Origin of the sequence: Mesorhizobium sp. B2-4-7 (genome assembly GCF_006442685.1) — a bacterium.
Taxonomy (GTDB): Bacteria; Pseudomonadota; Alphaproteobacteria; order Rhizobiales; family Rhizobiaceae; genus Mesorhizobium.
This window is the reverse complement of record NZ_VFVH01000003.1, coordinates 500,445-516,048: the sequence shown is the minus strand read 5'-3', so window position 1 is coordinate 516,048 and position 15,604 is coordinate 500,445. Positions and strand designations below refer to the sequence as shown.

The 15,604-nt window shown below is 64.6% G+C and carries 12 protein-coding genes; 11 read left to right on the top strand and 1 reads right to left on the bottom strand.

What is annotated here, in order from left to right:
* Nucleotides 1-73: 73 nt before the first annotated feature.
* From FJ946_RS12590 to FJ946_RS12540, 11 genes are all read left to right on the top strand, one after another.
* Nucleotides 74-1,537 (top strand): phosphatidylserine/phosphatidylglycerophosphate/cardiolipin synthase family protein, encoded by a 1,464-nt coding sequence (locus FJ946_RS12590; RefSeq protein ID WP_140566301.1) that lies wholly within the window; start codon nucleotides 74-76, stop codon nucleotides 1,535-1,537.
* A gap of 107 nt (nucleotides 1,538-1,644) precedes the next feature.
* A complete protein-coding gene (locus FJ946_RS12585) occupies nucleotides 1,645-2,445 on the top strand; it encodes an endonuclease/exonuclease/phosphatase family protein (RefSeq protein ID WP_140513604.1) in 801 nt (266 codons plus the stop codon).
* 112 nt (nucleotides 2,446-2,557) lie between these two features.
* Nucleotides 2,558-2,890: a hypothetical protein gene (locus FJ946_RS12580; protein ID WP_140496173.1), complete on the top strand. Its 333-nt coding sequence runs from the start codon at nucleotides 2,558-2,560 to the stop codon at nucleotides 2,888-2,890.
* Between the two features lie 125 nt (nucleotides 2,891-3,015).
* On the top strand, nucleotides 3,016-3,618 hold the full coding sequence (locus FJ946_RS12575) for an ANTAR domain-containing response regulator (protein WP_140496174.1): 603 nt from the start codon (nucleotides 3,016-3,018) through the stop codon (nucleotides 3,616-3,618).
* Nucleotides 3,619-3,620: 2 nt separating this feature from the next.
* Nucleotides 3,621-4,847: a CmpA/NrtA family ABC transporter substrate-binding protein gene (locus FJ946_RS12570; RefSeq protein WP_181167719.1), complete on the top strand. Its 1,227-nt coding sequence runs from the start codon at nucleotides 3,621-3,623 to the stop codon at nucleotides 4,845-4,847.
* Between the two features lie 210 nt (nucleotides 4,848-5,057).
* Nucleotides 5,058-5,378: a hypothetical protein gene (locus FJ946_RS12565; RefSeq protein WP_140566296.1), complete on the top strand. Its 321-nt coding sequence runs from the start codon at nucleotides 5,058-5,060 to the stop codon at nucleotides 5,376-5,378.
* A gap of 68 nt (nucleotides 5,379-5,446) precedes the next feature.
* Entirely contained in the window at nucleotides 5,447-6,748 is a 1,302-nt protein-coding gene (locus FJ946_RS12560) for a nitrate/nitrite transporter (protein ID WP_140566293.1), read from the top strand.
* A 20-nt stretch (nucleotides 6,749-6,768) separates the two neighbouring features.
* The gene (gene nirB, locus FJ946_RS12555) at nucleotides 6,769-9,219 is read left to right on the top strand and encodes a nitrite reductase large subunit NirB (protein WP_140566290.1); all 2,451 of its coding nucleotides are present in this window, start codon (nucleotides 6,769-6,771) and stop codon (nucleotides 9,217-9,219) included.
* A gap of 211 nt (nucleotides 9,220-9,430) precedes the next feature.
* On the top strand, nucleotides 9,431-9,760 hold the full coding sequence (nirD, locus tag FJ946_RS12550; RefSeq protein WP_140496179.1) for a nitrite reductase small subunit NirD: 330 nt from the start codon (nucleotides 9,431-9,433) through the stop codon (nucleotides 9,758-9,760).
* 3 nt (nucleotides 9,761-9,763) lie between these two features.
* Entirely contained in the window at nucleotides 9,764-12,655 is a 2,892-nt protein-coding gene (locus FJ946_RS12545; RefSeq protein ID WP_140566288.1) for a nitrate reductase, read from the top strand.
* 382 nt (nucleotides 12,656-13,037) lie between these two features.
* A complete protein-coding gene (locus FJ946_RS12540) occupies nucleotides 13,038-13,892 on the top strand; it encodes a hypothetical protein (protein WP_140496181.1) in 855 nt (284 codons plus the stop codon).
* Between the two features lie 188 nt (nucleotides 13,893-14,080).
* On the opposite strand, the gene FJ946_RS12535 is transcribed toward FJ946_RS12540, so the two are convergent.
* A complete protein-coding gene (locus FJ946_RS12535) occupies nucleotides 14,081-15,595 on the bottom strand; it encodes an aldehyde dehydrogenase family protein (RefSeq protein WP_140566285.1) in 1,515 nt (504 codons plus the stop codon).
* Between the last annotated feature and the right edge of the window lie 9 nt (nucleotides 15,596-15,604).

Sequence of the window (15,604 nt, the reverse complement as noted above, 5' to 3'; positions counted from 1 at the left end):
CGCGGAAGCATGGGAACGCGGCGAATGACCGGCCGCATTGCCTTCTGTATCCGCTCGCTGGATAGTTCCGGCCATGCTGCAGAGCCTGGCGACTCACTGGCCTCAAATCCTGGCGATCATCTCGGTGGTGATCGCGAGCGTTGGCATTGCCCATGCCGTCATGACCAAGGAGGACGTCCGGGCCGCCACCGGCTGGGTCGGCGTGATGGTGCTGTCGCCGATCCTGGGGGTGCTGATCTATGCCGTGGCCGGCATCAACCGCATCCGTCGCGCCTCGATCAGCGCACAGCGCTCGCTTGCCGGCGATCTGGCGTCCGCCAGGCACGATCGCGACATTGCCGCCGAGGAGGCCCTGATCATCGAACGATACGGGCCGCGCTTCATCGGCCTCAGGACGCTGGGCGACAGGGTCGCGCGGCGCGCGCTTCATCCGGGAAACGCCATCACGGTCCTGGAAACAGGCGACGAAGCCTATACCGCGATGTGCGCGGCCATCGACGGCGCCGAACGCAGCGTCCTGCTCGAAACCTATATTTTCGACAATGACCCCGTCGGCCTGCTCTTCGTGGAATCCCTTGCCCGGGCCGTCCGGCGGGGCGTCAGCGTGCGCGTGTTGATCGACGCCGTGGGCGCCCGCTATTCCGTACCCAGCATATTGGGCCACCTGCGCGGCGCCGACGTCACCGCCGGGCTCTTCAACGGCAACATCGTCATGGGCCTGCACCTGCCCTATGCCAATCTGAGGACCCACCGGAAGATCCTGGTGGTCGACGGCACGGTTGCCTTTACCGGCGGCATGAACATTCGCAAGGGTTTTTCCGCCGAGTTTGCCGGTTCCAACAGTTCCAGGGACACGCATTTTCGCGTGACCGGTCCAGTGGTAGCCGACCTCTTTTCGGTTGCCGCCGAAGATTGGCGTTTCGCCAGCAACGAGGCGCTGAAGGGCGATGCCTGGCGAATTGCCCCGCTGTCGCCGGCGCCCGCCACGCCCATGCTGGTGCGGGCCGTTGCCTCCGGCCCGGACGCCAGCGTCGAGACCAATCACAAGCTGCTGATCGGCGCCTTCTCCGTTGCGCGCAAATCGATCCGCCTCATGTCGCCCTATTTCCTGCCGGACCGCGAACTGATCAGCGCTCTGACGACCGCGGCAAGACGCGGTGTCGAAATCGATATCGTGGTGCCGGCGGTGAACAATCTTTTCCTTGTCGACCGTGCGATGACGGCGCAATTCGACCAGGTTCTGAAGCACTATTGCCGCGTCTGGCGCACGGAAGGACCTTTCGACCATTCGAAGCTGCTTTCGATCGATGGCGCATGGGCCTATGTCGGGTCTTCCAACCTGGACGCCAGGTCGCTACGGCTCAATTTCGAGATCGACCTGGAGGTACTCGACGCCGGCTTCGCCAGCGAGGTCGAAAAGCGGATCGCGGCGGCGATCGAGACGGCCGTCCCTGTCACGCTGGAAGCATTGCGGGCGCGGCCATTCGTCATCCGTCTGTTCGATCGCATCCTGTGGCTGGGCTCGCCCTATCTTTAACAAAAGGACGTGTTTGCCAGATAGCTTGAAATCGATGATGGAACAGATGCCGAAAGGTTCTATTTTTTGAGGTGCATGGTGCAAGCAGCAGGAATGGCGGGCAAACGATGCGGGTGAACGGGCGCAGCCTGCCGGCAAGCATGCTTTTGTCCATTCGCGACAAGCGGATGCGGAAGGCCAATGCCACGTCGACAAACAAGGCGGACGCCACCGGAACGCTGGTCGCCTCCTACAATGTCCACAAATGCATCGGCGTCGACCGCAAGTTCGATCCCGACCGCACCAGCCGCGTCATCCGCGAGATCGACCCGGATGTCATCGCCCTGCAGGAAGCGGACAATCGTTTCGGCGACCGGACCGGACTTCTCGACCTGTCCCGGCTCGAACTGGAAACCGGCCTGGTGCCGGTGCCGATTTCGGCAACCGGCAAGGGCCATGGCTGGCACGGCAACGTCTTGCTTTTCAAAAAGGGTGTCGTGCGCGACGTGCATCAGATCAGGCTTCCCGGGCTGGAACCGCGTGGCGCTCTGGTGGCGGAAATCGACCTCGACGGAAGCCAGTCCCTGCGCGTCATCGCGGCGCATTTGGGCCTGCTGCGCCGTTCGCGGTCGCAGCAGGCACAGGTCGTCCTGGATATCATGAACAGCCCCGACGAGAAGCCGACGCTGCTGCTCGGCGACCTCAACGAATGGCGCCTCGGAAACCGCTCCGCGCTGAACACGCTGCATCTGACGTTTGGACCGTTGCCGCCGGCTGTTCCCACCTTCCCCTCGAATCTGCCACTGCTGGCGCTCGACCGCATCATGGCCAACCGGCACGGAATGATCGCGGCCGTCGAAGCGCATGACACGCCGTTGTCGCGGGTCGCCTCCGACCATCTGCCGCTGACCGCCTTTGTCCGCCTGTAGCCACGCGCCGATAACGCCTTGATGTCGACCGCGTTGGAAAGCGTGTAGGGCGGTATCGGAACGGCGGCTCCTTTTGCGAGTTGATATGGCTTGGACAACAGGAGGACGAGACATGAGAAGCTTTTTCCTGGCCTCGATGATGGCGTTGGCCGCTTCGGCTTCCGTCATTGCGCCGACGCAGGCCGCGAGCGTCACCATCCAGTCCGGCGACGAGCCCCAGTATTCGCCCGACGACGACTATGACAATGGCGAGGTCGTCGTGCGCCGCCATCACGATCGCCAGCGTTATATCGACAATCGCTATAACGACGACGAGGACAGCGATGTTCGTTACAGCGACCGCGAATACCGCCGCTACCATCGTCACCACCGCTGCCACATCGAGTTGGTGAAACACTGGCGCCACCATCACAGGGTGATCGAAGAGGTTCGTGTCTGCACCTGACCCGAGGATCGCTGAAGTGCATCTGCGTGGCCTGATTGCAATGCGGTAAGCTGCGGCCACGCCCCTTCCGCTGCACTGGCTATGCCGCATTGCACAATTCCGCGACCTTGCCCACAATGCGGGGCATGGTCCTATCCTCCCTAGCCGTCCTGGTGATCGACGAAAACCGTATCCGCGCCTCGATCATCGAGGCGGGACTGCGCGAGGCCGGCCATCAGCGGGTGACCGTCGTCCATGACGTGGCGGGCATTGCGCGCCGCATCGCCGAGATCGAACCCGACGTCATTGTCATCGACCTCGAAAATCCCAACCGCGACATGCTGGAGAACATGTTCCAGCTGTCGCGCGCGGTGAAGCGCCCGATCGCCATGTTCGTCGACCGTTCCGACCAGGCCTCTATCGAGGCCGCGGTCGATGCCGGCGTGTCCGCCTATGTCGTCGATGGCCTCAGGCAGGAACGCGTGAAGCCGATCCTCGACATGGCCGTCAGCCGCTTCAACGCCTTTTCGCGCATGGCACGCGAACTGGAGGAAGCGCGCAGCGAACTCGAGAACCGCAAGGTCATCGACCGCGCCAAGGGGATATTGATGAAATCGCGGGGTCTGAGCGAAGACGCGGCCTACACGCTGCTGCGCAAGACGGCGATGAACCAGAACCGCAAGATCAGCGACATCGCCCATAGCCTGGTGACGACAGCCGGGCTGCTCGGGCCGCTGGAGGATGAATGAGCATGACAGCTGCGCATCAGATCACCGCCGGCTTCATGCCCCTGTTCGACAGCGCCGTGCTGGTCGCGGCCGGCGAAATGGGCTTTGCCGCGCGCGAAGGCGTCGATCTCGTCCTCCACCGCGAAACCTCCTGGGCCAACATCCGCGACCGCATCGCCATTGGCCATTTCGACCTTGCCCATATGCTTGGGCCGATGCCGCTCGCCTGCAACCTCGGGCTCACGCCGCTGGCATCCGAGACGATCGTGCCCTTTTCGCTCGGCCTCGGCGGCAATTGCGTCACCATCTCCAACGCCGTCTGGGAAGGCATGGCGGCGCACGGCGCCGTATCGGATCTCGATCCGGCCCGCGCCGGCGCGGCGCTCGGCGCGTTTATCCGCGAACGCGCGGCGGCCGGCCGCGACCCGCTGCGCTTCGCCGTCGTGCATCCGCATTCCGGGCACAATTACGAACTGCGCTACTGGCTCGCCGCCTGCGGCATCGACCCCGACGGCGAGATCGAGATTGTTATCGTGCCCCCGCCCTTCATGGCCGACGCGCTGGCCGCCGGCCGCATCGACGGCTATTGCGTCGGCGAGCCCTGGAACAGTGCGTCCGTCGCGGCCGGCACCGGCCATATCGTCACCGTCAAGGCGCTTTTGTGGCGCAACAGTCCCGAAAAGGTAATCGGCGCGCGCAAGGCTTGGGCCGAAGCGCAGCCGGAGGCGCTGGCGGCGCTGCTCAGGGCATTGCACCACTCCGCCCGCTGGTGCCAGGACCCGGCCAATCGAGGCGAACTGGCGGCATTGATGGCGCAGCCAGGCTTCCTTGGCCAGTCCGCTGAAATCCAGATGCCGGTCCTGACCGGACATCTCCGCCTCGGCAGCGGCGCCGAGCGGAACGTCGAGGACTTCTTCGTTCCCTTCGACAAGGCGGCGAACTTTCCCTGGAAGAGCCATGCGCTGTGGTTCTACACCCAGATGGTGCGCTGGGGCGATATCGCGCACACGCCTGAAAACCTCGCCATCGCCCGCGACTGCTACCGGCCCGACCTCTATCGGGCGGCGCTGAAGCCGCTCGGCGTGGCGCTGCCGGGCGCCAATGCCAAGGTCGAGGGGGCGTTGAAGATCGCAACGCCCGTCGGCTCGGCCGGGGCAAGCCTGGTGCTCGGCCCCGACGGTTTCTTCGACGGCCGCATCTTCGATCCGGACCAGATCGACGCTTATATCGGGGCGCAGCGGCCAGGGTGATCATTTCCGCGCCATTCTTGTGCATTGCACAAAATTTATGCGGACTGATCGCATAGCTGACCAATGTTTGGCCTTGTCACCTGGTGGCCGGATCTGCCCGTGAATCGGCTATTCAGCTGAATTCATTCGAAATTCCTTTCTAAGGCGAGACTGGCACGGTTCCTGCATTGAAATAACCGGACCCTTAGTGGGTCACGGAACAGGCGTCCAATGGCGGGCGCCCACAGGCAAAGCTGCCGCTCAGGTCAAGACGCGATCCGGATTCTCGGACGCGAAGACCTGGCCGGCGGCTTTTTTGTTTGGCCGAACACGCAATCGACGGTGCTGGTCCCAGGCAGCGCCCAACCGGAGACGACGATGACGAAACGGATCGGAACTGGAACAACCCTCAAGGATTTCACGCGCCGCGATTTTGTCGCCAGCAGCGCGCTGGCGGCGGCGCTGTTCGTCGCAGCGAAGATGCTGTTCCCGGTTGGCGCCGTGGCCGAGGGCAAAGGTGCCCAAGTGAACGCGCCAAGCTCGCCGCGCTGATGCCGCGCCGCTGACCATCGATCAAGAAAACACGCGCGGTGCTTCTCCATCGCAAACCGGAGCCTGACATGACCGCAATCCTCCCAGCCGCGCCCAGCCAGGACAATGCCCCCCGGCAGGCGCTCCTGATGTCCACCATCGCGTTCACAGTCTGCTTTGCGGTGTGGACGATCTTTTCCATCATCGGCGTGCGCATAAAGCAGGAACTTGGGCTGAACGAGACGGAGTTCGGCCTGCTCGTCGGCACGCCGATCCTCACCGGCTCCCTCGTGCGCATGGTGCTCGGCGTCTGGACCGACCGCTATGGCGGACGGCTGGTTTACACCGCCACCATGCTCGCTGCGGCGGTAGCGACCTTCCTGCTCGGTTTTGCGCACACTTACGGACAGATGCTGATCGCTGCACTCGGCGTCGGGCTTGCCGGCGGCTCCTTCGCCGTTGGCGTCGCCTATGTCTCGCGCTTCTTCCCGGCGGGCAGGCAGGGCACGGCGCTCGGCATCTTCGGTGTCGGCAATGTCGGCGCCGCTGTCACCAAATTCCTGGCGCCTTTCGTGCTTCTCGCCTGGGGCTGGCAATCGGTCGCGCTGATCTGGGCGGCAGCACTCGTCATCATGGCCGCCATCTTCTGGTTCACGACCGGCGACGATCCCGTGATTCGCGAGCGCCGCGCCGGCAAGACCACGCCTGCGAGGAGCTTCTGGCAGGAATTCGCGCCGCTGAAGAACCCGCAGGTCTGGCGCTTCGCCTTCTATTACTTCTTCTCCTTCGGTGCGTTCGTGGCGCTGTCGCTGTGGCTGCCGCGCTACCTGATCGGCGTTTACGGCTTCGGGCTGGCGACCGCCGGCATGATCGGCGCGGCTTATTCGATTCCCGCGAGCATCTTCCGCGCCTATGGCGGAGTGCTTTCCGACCGCGTCGGCGCTCGTACCGTACTCTACTGGACCTTCTCCGTTTGTGCCGTCGCGACCTTGGTGCTGTCTCTCCCCTCGGCAGACTATGTGGTGCGCGGCATCAGCGGGCCGATCGCCTTCCATTTCGAGATCGGCCCGCTCGCCTTCATCGCCGTCGCCTGCGTGCTCGGCTTCTTCATGAGCCTCGGCAAGGCCGCCGTCTACAAACATATCCCGGCTTACTATCCGCAGAGCGTCGGGGCCGTTGGCGGCGTCGTGGGCATGATCGGCGGCCTTGGCGGCTTCATCCTGCCGATCGCCTTTGGCGCGCTGAACGATCTCACCGGCGTCTGGTCGAGTTGCTTCATGCTGCTCTTCGTCCTCGTCGTCGCCTGCTTTGCCTGGATGCATGTCAGCGTCAGGCGGATGGGGCGGGCCGCATCAACCAAGGCGTCGACCCTTTCCTATGCTGCAGAGTGACACCGGAGCGGATTAGGAACATGACCCAAAAACTCGTCATCATCGGCAACGGCATGGCCCCTGGGCGCATGCTGGAGCACCTGCTGGAACAGGCGCCGGACCGCTACAGCGTCACCATCTTCAACGCCGAACCGCGCGTCAATTACGACCGCATCATGCTGTCGCCGGTCCTCTCGGGCGAGAAGGCCTACGAAGAAATCATCATCCATGGCGACGGCTGGTACATCGCCAACAACATCACCCTCTACAAGGGCCACAAGATCGTCGCCATCGACCGCGCAGCGAAGACCGTCACGTCGGACCACGGCGTCACCGAACCCTACGATAAGCTCGTCATCGCCACCGGCTCGGTGCCGTTCATCATCCCGGTGCCCGGCCACAACCTGCCCGGCGTTCTCACCTATCGCGACCTCGACGACGTCCAGGCGATGATGCTCGCGGCCCAGTCGCGCGCCAAGGCTGTGGTCATCGGCGGCGGACTGCTCGGACTGGAAGCAGCAGCGGGCCTCAACGCGCAAGGCATGGACGTCACCGTGCTGCATGTCATGCCGACGCTGATGGAGCGCCAGCTCGATCCGGCGGCAGGCTATCTGTTACAGCGCGCCGTCGAGCAGCGCGGGATCAAGGTTGTCACCAAGGCCAATACAAAGGCGATCACGGGCAACGGCAAGGTCGAGCAGGTCGAACTCGTCGACGGCACCGTCATCCCCGCGACGCTGGTGGTGATGGCCGTCGGTATCCGGCCGAACGCAGCGCTGGCGAAGGAGGCGGGCATCGCCGTCAACAGAGGCATCGTCGTCGATGCCGGCATGCGCAGCAACGACCCGGACATCTACGCGCTCGGCGAATGCGCCGAGGTCAACGGCCAGATCTATGGGCTGGTCACCCCCCTATACGAGATGGCCCGCGTCGCCGCCCGCCAGCTCGCCGCCGACGAGGCGGTCGGTTTTGTCCACATGGACACGCCGACCAAGCTCAAGGTCACCGGCATCGACCTGTTCTCGCTCGGCGACTTCGCAGAGGGCGAGGACCGCCAGGAGATCGTGCTGCGCGACGCGGCGGCCGGCGTCTACAAGCGCCTCGTGCTCAAGGACGACCGCATCATCGGCACCGTGCTCTACGGCGAGACCGCGGACGGCGCCTGGTTCAACGACCTCAAGAAGAAGCAAACAGACATATCGCAAATGCGCGATACGTTGATCTTCGGCCAGTCCTACCAGGGGGGTACCCCACTGGACCCTATGGCGGCCGTTGCAGCCTTGCCGGATGATGCGGAAATCTGCGGCTGCAACGGCGTCTGCAAGGGCAAGATCACGGGCGCGATCGCGGCCAAGGGGCTGACTTCGCTCGACGACGTGCGCGCGCACACCAAGGCGTCGGCCTCCTGCGGCTCCTGCACCGGGCTGGTCGAAAAACTGATGGTGCTGACCATCGGCGACAAGTACAACCCGGCCGCCGTACAGCCCATGTGCTCCTGCACGACGCTCGGCCATGACGAGGTGCGCCGGCTGATCAAGGCCAAGGCGCTGAAGACCATTCCCGCGATCATGCAGGAACTGGAATGGAAAACCTCCTGCGGCTGCGCCAAATGCCGGCCGGCACTCAACTATTATCTCGTCTGCGACTGGCCGGACGAATACGCGGACGACTACCAGTCACGCTTCATCAACGAGCGCGTCCACGCCAACATCCAGAAGGACGGCACCTATTCGGTGGTGCCGCGCATGTGGGGCGGCGTCACCAATGCCGCCGAACTGCGCGCCATCGCCGATGTCGTCGATAAGTTCGATATCCCGATGGTCAAGGTCACCGGCGGCCAGCGCATCGACATGCTGGGCATCCGCAGGGAAGACCTGCCGGCGGTGTGGGCCGATCTCGGCCAGGCCGGCTTCGTCTCCGGCCACGCCTATGCCAAAGGCCTGCGCACGGTGAAGACCTGCGTCGGTTCCGACTGGTGCCGCTTCGGCACGCAGGATTCCACCGGCCTCGGCATCCGCATCGAGAAATTCATGTGGGGCTCGTGGACGCCGGCCAAGGTCAAGATGGCGGTGTCGGGTTGTCCGAGGAACTGCGCCGAGGCGACCTGCAAAGACGTCGGCGTCATCTGCGTCGACAGTGGCTACGAGATCCACTTCGCGGGTGCGGCAGGCCTCGACATCAAGGGCACCGAAGTGCTTGGCCTGGTCAAGACCGAGGACGAAGCGCTGGAGCATATCGTGGCGCTGACGCAGATGTACCGCGAGCAGGCCCGCTATCTCGAACGCATCTACAAATGGGCCAAGCGCGTCGGCATCGCCGAGATCAAGCGCCAGATCATGAACGATGGCGACAAGCGCAAGGCCTTCTACGACCGCTTCGTCTTTTCCCAGAAATTCGCCCAGGTCGATCCGTGGTCGGAACGCGTGTCAGGCAAGGACAAGCACGAGTTCCGGCCGATGGCCTCGGTCGGGTTCGCGGAGGCGGCGGAGTGATGGAGATGTTCGCGCGAGCCACCCCCCTCTGTCCTGCCGGCCATCTCCCCCTCAAGGGGGGAGATTGGATGCCACAACGGCCTTTGCCAATCGCCAACTTCGCAGAACGGACGCCATCAGCAAAACTGCCGATCTCCCCCCTCGAGGGGGAGATGTCCGGCAGGACAGAGGGGGGCGCCTGGGCGCATTCGTATCAAGTAAAGGCGACCCAATGACCTGGACACCGATCGGCTCCCTGTCCGACATCCCCCGCCGGGGCGCGCGCTGTGTTGCCACGCCGCAGGGCAAGATCGCTATCTTCCGCACCGCCGAGGACCAGGTCTTCGCCATCGACGATCATTGCCCGCACAGAGGCGGGCCGCTGAGCCAGGGCATCGTGCATGGCGCGGCGGTCACCTGCCCCCTGCACAGTTGGGTCATCTCGCTGGAGACCGGCAAGGCGCTCGGCGCCGACGAGGGCGCGGTGCGCACCATTCCGGTGAAGATCGAGGGCGAGCGTTTGTTCATCGCGCTCGAAGCGCTGGCAAGCCGCGCGGCCTGACCCATGCAGATTGGCGAAGCACGCGAGGTGAGGACCACTTGCCCCTATTGCGGGGTAGGCTGCGGCGTGCTGGCGAAGGTCGCCGCGGACGGGCAGGTGTCGGTCCGCGGCGACCCCGATCATCCCGCGAATTTCGGCCGGCTCTGCTCCAAGGGCTCTGCTCTTGCCGAGACCATAGGTCTTGACGGCAGGCTGCTCCATCCTGAGATCCACGGCCGCCGCGCCTCCTGGGACGAGGCACTCGATCTTGTCGCGTCGACCTTCTCGCAAACCATTGCCGAACATGGGCCGAATGCGGTCGCCTTATATGTCTCCGGCCAGTTGCTGACCGAGGACTATTATCTCGCCAACAAATTGATGAAGGGGTTCATCGGCTCGGCCAATATCGACACCAATTCGCGCCTCTGCATGGCCTCCTCGGTCGCCGGCCATCGCCGCGCCTTCGGCTCCGACACGGTGCCCGGAACCTACGAGGATCTGGAGCTTGCCGATCTCATCGTGCTGGTCGGCTCGAATCTCGCCTGGTGCCATCCCGTGCTCTACCAGCGCATAGCTGCCGCGCGTGAGAAGCGCTCGGAGATGAAAATCGTGCTGGTGGACCCGCGCCGCACCATGACATCCGATATCGCCGACATGCACCTGGCGATCGCGCCCGATGGCGACGTCGCCCTGTTCACCGGCCTGCTCGCTTGGCTCGGCCAGCACAATGCGCTCGACCGCGCCTACATCACGGCGCACACGACCGGCTTCGGACAAGCCCTTTTCGCCGCCTCGGCACTCGACCTTGCCGGCATCGCTGCCGCCACGGGCCTGAGCGAGGACGAGCTCGCCCGCTTCTACGGCCTGTTCGCCGCGACCGCCAAGACCGTCACGGTCTATAGCCAAGGCGTCAACCAGTCGTCGTCCGGCACCGACAAGGTCAACGCCATCATCAACTGCCACCTCGCCACCGGTCGCATCGGCAGGCCCGGCGCCGGGCCGTTCTCGGTCACCGGCCAGCCCAACGCCATGGGCGGACGCGAGGTCGGCGGCATGGCCAACATGCTGGCCGCGCATATGGAGATTGAAAATTCGGGGCATCGCGAACGCGTGAAGCGCTTCTGGAATGCACCTGACATCGCGCAAAAGCCCGGCCTGAAAGCGGTCGACATGTTCCGGGCGGTCGCCGACGGGCGGATCAAGGCGCTGTGGATCCTCGCCACCAATCCTGTCGATTCGATGCCCGATGCCGACGCCGTCGAAGCAGCGATCAAGGCCTGCCCGTTTGTGGTGGTGTCGGACGTGCAGGCCGACACAGACACGGTGCGCCATGCCCATGTCCGGCTGCCGGCCACCGCCTGGGGCGAGAAGGACGGCACCGTCACCAATTCCGAGCGTCGCATCTCACGCCAGTGCCCGTTCCTGGCGGCACCTGGCGAGGCGCGGCCGGATTGGTGGATCATTGCGGAAGTGGCGCGGCGGATGGGTTTTGGCGAAGCGTTCGCGCATGCATCCCCGGCGGAGGTTTTTGGCGAACACGCGGCGCTGTCGGGATTTGAAAACGACGGTGGGCGCGATTTCGATATTGGGATTTATGCCGGCCTCAATGGGGAGGAATACGACGCGCTGGCGCCTTTTCAATGGCCAGCACCGAGCCCAGGCGCCCCCCTCTGGCCTGCCGGCCATCTCCCCCTCAAGCGGGGAGATTGGATGCCACGACGGCCTTCGCCAATCGCCGATATCTCAGGACGAGCGCCGTCGACAAAACTGCCGATCTCCCCCCTAGAGGGGGAGATGTCCGGCAGGACAGAGGGGGGCGCCTGGGCTCGACATCTCTCGGAGGGGAACGTTCAAGCTGAGCCCCAACCGGAGAACGATAAAGCAGGGCCACCGAACACCCGCTTCTTCGCCGACGGCAATTTCTACACGCCCGACCGCAAGGCGCGCTTCATCGCCGTCCGCCCTGTCACGGAAACCCGCACGGACGAGAAATTCCCCCTCATCCTCAACACCGGCCGTGTCCGCGACCATTGGCACACCATGACACGCACCGGCAAAAGCCCGCGTCTGTCGCAGCACATCGCCGAACCCTTCGTCGAGATTCATCCCGACGACGCCGCGCGATACGGCATCGGCGACGCCGACATCGCGCGCGTTTCCAGCCCGCGCGGCGCCGTGCTCGTGCGCGCGCTGGTCACGTCCCGCCAGCGCCGGGGCAGCATCTTCGCGCCGATGCACTGGACGGACCAGTTCACCGCCAAGGGCCGGCTCGACACGCTCACCGCACCACTCACCGACCCGGTTTCCGGCCAGCCGGCACTGAAGCACGTCGCGGTGCACATCGAGAAATTCGCCGCGATGGCGTTCGGCTTCGCCGTGACCCGACAAAGGCCCGAAGCGGTCGCCGGCGACTATTGGGCCGTGGCCCGCTGCAGGGATGGCTGGCGGGTCGAGCTCGCCTTTGCAGACGACAAAATCGACTGGACGACTTTTGCCCAATCCCTGTTCGGCGCCTCGACCGATGCCGAAATACTCGCCTATCACGACCGCGATGCCGGCCAGCATCGCATCGCCGCCTTCGATGGCGTACAGCTCGCGGGCGCCCTGTTCGTCGCTCCCGGCCCGGTCGCCGTGTCGCGCGGATGGGCAACGCAGCAGCTCGAAGAGGCCCATGCCAGCCAACGCGAGCGCTTCCGCATCGTCGCCGGCCGCGCCGGTGCCGAACGGCCCGATGCCGGCGCGACCGTCTGCTCCTGTTTCAACGTCGGGATCAACCAGATCACGGCGGCGGTGGCTTCCGGCTGCACGAACGTGGAAGCCATCGGCGCCGCGCTGAAGGCAGGCACCAATTGCGGCTCCTGCCGCTCTGAGATCCGCGCCATCATCCAGGCACATCGCGTTCAGGCGGCCGAGTAGGCGGCAGAACCCGCCATCGGCGGCCTCCCGATGCGTATGCGCCGGCGGACCCCGCGTCAGCCCATCATAGCCGGGCGGCAGGACGACACCTGGGGCGTAGCTGCGGTTGTCCAGATCGCTAAGCGCGCCGTACTTGCCGCCGTGTGGGTTGCCGCCGACGTCTCGCCGCCATCATTGGCTACAGAACTGGACTTTAGTCCGAGCTGTCTCATCTGGACACAAAAGCGCAAGGCTGAAAATGTCTTAATGCATGTCGCCCAAAAGTAACCTCGGTTTTGGGAGGACGACATGCACGAAAAAAGCCAAAAGCGCGTCGCATGAATCCGCTTCGACGCGACCCGCTCTTGGAGCGCAGTAAGCTTGGCCAACCAGAAGGAGGCGGATGCTGGACATCGAGGACATAGCCGCTCATCCGGATCTGCACCGCCACGTCCAGGAGCAGTCGCTGGCGCTGATCCACATCTACGAAGCCAGCCCGCGGCTTGCTTCCATATTCGCCACGCAGCAGCGCTGGCTGATGGGCCATGTCGGCCTTGCCATGCATTTCAGGCGCGACCCGGGCGACCGTCGCACCGCGTTGACGGTGTCGCGCTTCATCGAGTTCGTGCATCAGCACAAGGTCGCCAGCCGCAACACCGCCGACGCTTTCATCAAGGAGATGCTGAATTACCGCATCGCCGAATACGTCGCGGGCGGAGACGGGCGCACCCACCCGTTGCAGCCGACAGCGGACACGGTGCGGACATTCACCGGATGGGTGCACGCACATCTACGGACCCTTGACCGACTCGACGGCGCGGACCGGCTGGCGAGATACCTGGAGCGGCCCGATATGCTCGCCGCCCTGCAGCCCCTCGTGGCCGACGGCCTGCTTTCGTCCAAACCGGTGCGCGAACCCAACCAGACCTTTTCCCTGTTCATCTGGCTCAACAATGGCGGCATCGTCATGGATCGGCTCATGTCCGGCATCGACCCCGACCATGCCGGCCTAGATCGGATTCCGACCAGCGTGGTCTCGGTGGCGGAATTCGCCAGTTGGCTCAAACTGTCGCGCACCCACCTCGCCCGAAAACTACGCGATGCCGAGGCGCTCGGCAGCATCGGCTGGCTGGGCCAGCGCGGCAATTCCGTGATGTGGGTCTCGCACCGCTTCTTTCAGGAATACATGACCGTCCAGGCCGCCAAGCTGGCCATCGTGGATGCCGCCTTCGCAGCATGCTTTTCCACCGACCACTGAGAGACTCGCCGCTGCCCAGGCTATGAAGGCGGTCCGTGCCGCTGTGTATCCTTTGAAACAAAAAAACCGCCTCGGCGGCGGGACGTCAGCACCATACGAAGAATGACAGCATAACTGCCCTCAGCAGTGAACCTCAGGCCGCAGAACGGCCCGGGTGCGCAAGGTCACCCGAGCCGGAACCCGCAATGTCACTCGATGTCGAAGGAGACACCCTGGGCGAGCGGCAGCGCCTTGGAATAGTTCACCGTGTTGGTGGCGCGGCGCATATAGGCTTTCCACGCATCGGAGCCGCTCTCGCGGCCGCCGCCGGTTTCCTTTTCACCACCGAAGGCTCCGCCGATCTCGGCGCCCGACGTGCCGATATTGACATTGGCGATGCCGCAGTCCGAGCCGTCGACGCCGAGAAAGCGCTCGGACTCCTGCAGGTCGCGGGTGAAGATCGACGACGACAGCCCCGCTCCCACCGCATTGTGCTCGTCAAGCACGGCGTCGAAATCGGAATACTTCATCACATAGAGGATCGGCGCGAACGTCTCTTCGGTCACCGGCGACACTTGGCTGGGCATTTCGACTAGCGCCGGATGCACGTAGTAGGCGTCCGGATGGCCATTCTCGACCCGCGTGCCGCCGGTCACCTTGCCGCCGTGGGCGGACGCTTCCTGCAGCGCCTTCTGCATGGCTTCGTAGGCTGCCTTGTCGATCAGCGGCCCAACGAGGGCCGACGTCTCCAGCGGATTGCCGACAGAGACGCTCTGATAGGCCTTCTTCAGCCGCGGTACCAAGGCGTCGTAGATGCTGTCATGCACGAACAGGCGCCTCAGCGTCGTGCAGCGCTGGCCCGCCGTGCCCATCGCGCCAAAGGCAATCGCGCGCAACGCCATGTCGAGATCGGCGGTCGGGCAGACGATGCCGGCATTGTTGCCGCCGAGCTCCAGCACCGCGCGTGCAAAGCGCTTGGCCAGGCGCGGGCCGACGTCGCGGCCCATGCGGGTCGAGCCGGTGGCGGAGACCAGCGGCACCTTGGGATGATCGACCAGAATCTCGCCGACGGCGCGGTCGCCGATCAGCACCGACGCGAGCCCTTCCGGCGCATCAGTGCCGAAGCGCTTGACGGCGCGCTTGAAGATCGCCTCGCAGGCCAGCGCCGTCAGCGGCGTTTTTTCGGAAGGCTTCCATACCACCGCATCGCCGCAGACCAGCGCCAGCGCCGCATTCCACGACCACACCGCGACCGGGAAGTTGAAGGCGGAGATGACGCCGACCACGCCGAGCGGATGCCAGGTTTCCATCATCCGGTGTCCTGGGCGCTCGGTCGCGATGGTCAGTCCGTACAATTGCCTGGAAAGACCGACGGCGAAGTCGCAGATGTCGATCATCTCCTGCACTTCGCCGAGCCCTTCCGAGGGGATCTTGCCGACCTCGATCGACACCAGCCGGCCAAGTTCGGCCTTGTGCGCGCGCAATTCCTCGCCGAGCAGCCGCACCAGCTCGCCGCGCTTCGGGCCCGGTACCAGCCGCCAGGCCTGGAACGCCTTGTGCGCGGCATCGATGGTCCTGGCCGCATCGGCCTGTGAGATCGTGCTCAATGCCGCGATCTGCTCGCCCGTGACCGGGCTGCGCACGATCAGGTCGCCGCCGACAAGCGCCTCCTTGGCAACACCCAGTTTCGCCAGCAGCTCGGCGGTTTCCTTCGCTATCGTCATGTCTGTCCC